Here is a 4,792-nt window from a genome sequence, read left to right as displayed (position 1 = left end):
CCAGGGTAAATGATTCGATGGCTTTTTTCTTGAGGTCCTGATAGGGTTCGTCCAGATTTATCTCGCCGGCCGGGCATACCGCAGGGCAGGCATCCGCCGCCAGGTGGCGGGGGGTGATCTCCGCATCCGGTATCACCGCATACCAGCCGCGGATCAGATTTTCCAGCTGACGGGTGTTTCCGGGCCATTCTTGACCTATCAGGCGGTTAAGTACTTCAGGGGTGACGGTTTTCTTGGCCTGGTCCAGTTCGCGGGCCACCCGATCTAAGAAATGCGCGACCAGAAGGGGGATGTCTTCGCGGATGGTATCGAGGGAGGGCAGAGTCAGTGTAGCCACGTTCAGGCGGTAAAACAGATCCTCCCGGAAACGGTTCTGGCTTATTTTCAGCTCTAGATCTTGATTGGTGGCCGCCAGAATGCGCGTGTCCACCAGGTGGCTCCGGGTCGACCCCAGGGGACGGACCTCCTTGTCCTGCAGAACCCGCAGCAGCTTGGTCTGGACCGGTAGGGTCAGATCTCCGATTTCATCGAGAAAGATGGAGCTGCCGTTGGCCTGGTCGAACATACCGGCGTGATCGGCAATGGCATGCGTGAAAGCACCCTTGCGGTAGCCGAAAAGCTCACTCTCCAGAATGGTTTCCGGCAGGGCCGGACAGTTGACCGTAATCAAATGGCGGCGTCCCCGCCGGCTGAGGTTGTGAATCGCCTGAGCGGCAAGCTCTTTACCCGTCCCGGTCTCCCCGCGGATAAGCACCGTTTCGTCTGATTGGGCCAGCATATTGATTTTATCGAATATCGCCCGCATGGGCCGGCTCTGGCCCACCATGCTGCCAACGGTTTCCTTGCGGGAAATCGCTTCGGTCAGGCGGGCATTCTCCCGCACCAGCCGGTTGAGCTCTAATCCCTTTCTGAGCAGATGGATCAGCCGCTCCTCATCCAAGGGCTTCTGAATCAGGTCGTATGCCCCTTTTTTTATGGCCTCCACGGCCTTTTCGATCGTGCCGTAGGCGGTCATGATGATGACCGTTACCGCTGGATCCCGGGATTTGATTCGTTCAAGCAGCGTGAGCCCATCCATTTGCGGCATGAGGACGTCTGCCAGAACGACATCGACAGCGGTGTTCGACAGGATGTCAAGCGCCTGGACACCGTTTTCGGCTGTCAGGACGCGGCAGCCGATTTCCATGGAGAGCGTTCGCCGGAGGCCATGAACCAAATCGACTTCATCATCTACCACAAGTATCGTGTCACTTGCCATTGGATCTCTCTTGTGCTGTCGCCACTACCGAAAAAGCAATCCAACCAAAACCGGCCACCTGGGTCTCACCCAACGCGGATCGTCAGCGGCATCATCCAACAATTCTTGGTTTTTTTCAACGCTTCGATCCGGTCTCCATGCCGATGTGACACCGGCGGCGTGGATGTAGAATATCTAAAATCAGTGTATGGGACTCACGACGGGCGCATAAGATCGGGAGAGGTAAGGGTTTTTCCGGCAAGGAATGGGGTGACGTTGACATTCATTTTCACGGCTAACTGCCGATGACTCGCTCAAAGGCCTCCTGCTTGGTTTTACAGTCGATACAATAGCTGGTGACCGGTCTGGCCATCAGGCGGGCAATCGCAATGGGCTCTTCGCAATCTTCACAAATGCCATAGGTCCCCTCATCGATGGCCTGAAGGCTCTTTTTTATCTTGCCGATCAATCGGCTCTCCCTGCCCCGAATGCGCAGCTGATTGTTACGGGACTCCTCCTCCGTGGCCCGGTCCAGCGGATCGGCTTCATTGGTGTAGACCGCACCGATCAGCTCCACCACGGCAATCCCGGCCTTGGCCAGCAGCGCATCAAGCTCATCCTGCAGCATCTGTTGAAAATAGTCGAGGTCTTTCTTATTCATGTATTCATCCTGATGTAAGGCGGTTACGCCGATCTAAAACAGCACTCAAGCATATGTATCGATATTTTGTTGGGCCAGAAAATAACATCTAAAGCAAAAGAATCAAGGGGCAAACCATAAACTAACATCCTGCGATCGATCCGGGCGATGGTGAACGAAACCGGTTATGAGTTGCATCGCCAAGGCCTCATCCGTTAAGATCAGCTTTTAAGCATTCGATCAGGATTGGGCATGCAAGGCGCTTACGGCATATTTACCCCACCCTTTAGGCCGGACAGCGGTGTTTTCCCCCAAACCCCGCAGTGGCAGGAATCGAACTGCGCGCTAGCGCGCCTGTTGGCCATTCACCGCCGAACGCTCGAGAGAGCAATCGTCGTGGCCGTGGAAATCAGACGTGGAATTGACGAACTGACGCCGTTAATGGCGGCACTGTGCGGTCGCACCTGCCGCTTTTGCCCGGAACCCTGCTGTATCAACCACACGGTATGGATCGATTTTCGGGATCTACTGTTTCTCCACCTGCTCGACGAACCCATTCCTCCCTGCCAGGCGGCATCAGGTCCCGGTATGGCCTGTCCGTTCTTGAGCCACTATGGCTGTCGCCTGCCGCCGCGAATCCGTCCGTGGATGTGCATCCGCTATATCTGCCCGACCCAGCGGGCCCTTCTCAAGAAAACAGAGCGGAATAGGGTAGCCGCCCTGCTTGGTAAAATTAAACGGATCGAAAATAAACGCATCAGGATGGAAACGGAAGTGATCCGTCGGATCAAGCGGAGGAGGCGAACATGGCCATCATCTTCTCCTGCATCTTCCGGGTGACAACCCCGCGGTCGTGACCTTCTTTCAGCCGCTGGCCCAGCAATTTTCCGGCCTCGGCGGCGGCAGCCATGACCTTGGGCTGTTTGGTCACATTCGGAACCATGTCAGGAGTGATCTTGACGCCCTTGCCGTGAATCATGCTGGGAATGCCGACCTGGCAGGTCTCCCCGTAACCGCAGCTGTAACAGGAGGCCGCACCCTGTCCCGTCACCTTGGCCACCGTCTCGATGAAGTTGTAAAGGAAGAATTTTTCCAGTTCATCAGCCGGAAAGCGGCCACTGGTGCCGCCCACCCCCACGGCCACGGCCAACTTACCCCACAGGATGTCGCCGGTTTGATGGCGGAACTGAAACCAGCGTTCCAGCAGTGCATGAGTGGTGGCATTGAGGGTGGCGTAGTAGTTGGGTGCGCCGAATACATAAGCGTCAGCCGCCACGATTTTCTCACGCAGCGGCGCCAGGTCGTCCTCCACCTTGCAGACATTGTCCTTCACGCAACCCAGGCAGGCAATGCACCCCGAGATGGTCTTTCCCCGCAGGGAGACCAGCTCGTAGTCCACGCCGGTGTTTTCAAGCACGGTCTGCAACAGCTTGTACACGCCGGATTGGCTCGCTTTGCGGGGACTGCCGGATATACCCAGAATCTTCATATATGGTCCTTTCGATTTAAGCCTAGATCCCGTATTCAACTTTCGAGTTTCATGAATCCCGCAAACGCACCCCTTCACGGGTTCAAAGGTTCAGGGTTCAGAGGTTCGGGGAGCCCGAAAACCTCAGCCAAAGCAACCACTTACGAAAAAAACAGATCCGGTGAATGTTTACATGCCGGAGTTACGCACTCTGGGATTGGTGGTTCCACCAGGAAATGATTTGCTTACGAACAAGGTCATCGCTTACCCTCAAGCCTGGGAGAGATGTCCGTCTATAAATAGTAGGTTCCGGTTCAGGCCAAGGCCGCAGCATTTTTGAGACCGCAGGCGTAGCTGCGCTACGTCGAGGATCTCAAAGATGTGAGAACGCCGGCCTGGGCCGGAAGATACTGTTTCTGGACGGACATCAGGAGGCGTAGATCGAGCACTTCCGCACATTCATCGCCGCCTCCTGCAGCGCTTCGGAAAATGTGGGGTGGCCATGGATGGTGCGTGAAATGTCTTCCGAACTGGCACCGAACTCGAGCGCCAGCACACACTCGGCGATCATGTCCGCCGCCCGGGGGCCGATGATGTGGACGCCCAGGATCCGGTCGGTCTTGCCGTGGGAGATAAGCTTGACAAACCCGTCGGTTTCGCCCATGCAGCGCGCCCGCCCCGCGCCGGAAAAGGGAAAGCTGCCCACACAATAGGGGATCTCTTTTTCACGCACCTGCTCTTCGGTAAGGCCCACGCTGGCCACCTCGGGCCAGGTGTAGACCACCGCGGGAATGGCATCGTAGTTCACTTCGCCGGCACGGCCGGCCATGCATTCCACCGCCGCGGTGCCCTCGGCGGAGGCTTTGTGGGCCAGCATGGGGCCCGGAATCAGGTCGCCGATGGCGTAAATGCCGTCGACGCTGGTGCGGTAAGTTTCGTCCACGAGGATCTGGCCGGTTTTCGGATCGGTGTCGATGCCCAGCGCCTCGATGCCCAGACCGCGGGTGAGGGGTCGCCGGCCGATGGACACCAGCAGCCGGTCAAAGGTCATCTCCTCAGTCTTTCCCTTGCTTTCCAGCACGGCCTTGACCTTTTTACCGGCCACCGCGGCTTTGGCCACCTTGGTGTTGAGCCTAAATTCCAAACCCTGTCGCTTGAGGATACGATCCAGGGTGCGACCCACCTGGCCGTCCAGCGTAGTGGCGATTTTGGGCAGCATCTCGACGACGGTGACCTTTGAACCGAGCCGCCCCCACACCGATCCCAGCTCCAAACCGATGTAGCCGCCGCCGACGATGCCCAGACTTTTAGGTACCGTGTCGAAGGAAAGCGCTTCGGTGGAGCTGACGATATGCTTGCCGTCGAATTCCAGTCCTTTGACTTCAATGGGTTCGGAGCCGGTGGCCAACAGGATGTTCTTGGCCGACAGGGTCGTCTTTTTCTTTTT

At 57.1% G+C, this 4,792-nt stretch carries 5 protein-coding genes; 1 reads left to right on the top strand and 4 read right to left on the bottom strand.

Annotated features, from left to right (window positions below; genetic code table 11):
* Positions 1–1,258, bottom strand: a 1,258-nt coding sequence (locus ABYV26_RS21065) for a sigma-54-dependent transcriptional regulator (RefSeq protein ID WP_372683327.1), incomplete at its 3' end; no start/stop codon positions are given.
* A 274-nt stretch (positions 1,259–1,532) separates the two neighbouring features.
* A complete protein-coding gene (dksA, locus tag ABYV26_RS21060) occupies positions 1,533–1,898 on the bottom strand; it encodes an RNA polymerase-binding protein DksA (RefSeq protein WP_372683326.1) in 366 nt (121 codons plus the stop codon).
* A 231-nt stretch (positions 1,899–2,129) separates the two neighbouring features.
* Between dksA and ABYV26_RS21055 the strand changes: the two genes are divergently transcribed.
* Positions 2,130–2,717 carry a hypothetical protein gene (locus ABYV26_RS21055; protein ID WP_372683325.1) on the top strand — a complete coding sequence of 196 codons (588 nt, stop codon included), beginning with the start codon at positions 2,130–2,132 and terminating at the stop codon, positions 2,715–2,717.
* Here ABYV26_RS21055 and ABYV26_RS21050 read toward each other — a convergent pair.
* Positions 2,665–3,366: a flavodoxin family protein gene (locus ABYV26_RS21050; protein ID WP_372683324.1), complete on the bottom strand. Its 702-nt coding sequence runs from the start codon at positions 3,364–3,366 to the stop codon at positions 2,665–2,667. The two genes, ABYV26_RS21055 and ABYV26_RS21050, sit on opposite strands and share 53 nt — an antisense overlap.
* Positions 3,367–3,772: 406 nt before the next feature.
* Positions 3,773–4,792, bottom strand: a 1,020-nt coding sequence (locus tag ABYV26_RS21045) for an NAD(P)/FAD-dependent oxidoreductase (protein WP_372683323.1), incomplete at its 5' end; no start/stop codon positions are given.

The sequence above is a fragment of the Desulfosarcina sp. genome (genome assembly GCF_041551955.1).
In the GTDB taxonomy this organism is placed as follows: domain Bacteria; phylum Desulfobacterota; class Desulfobacteria; order Desulfobacterales; family Desulfosarcinaceae; genus Desulfosarcina.
The sequence above is the reverse complement of the archived record's forward strand: the minus strand, read 5'-3'. Positions and strand labels throughout refer to the sequence as shown.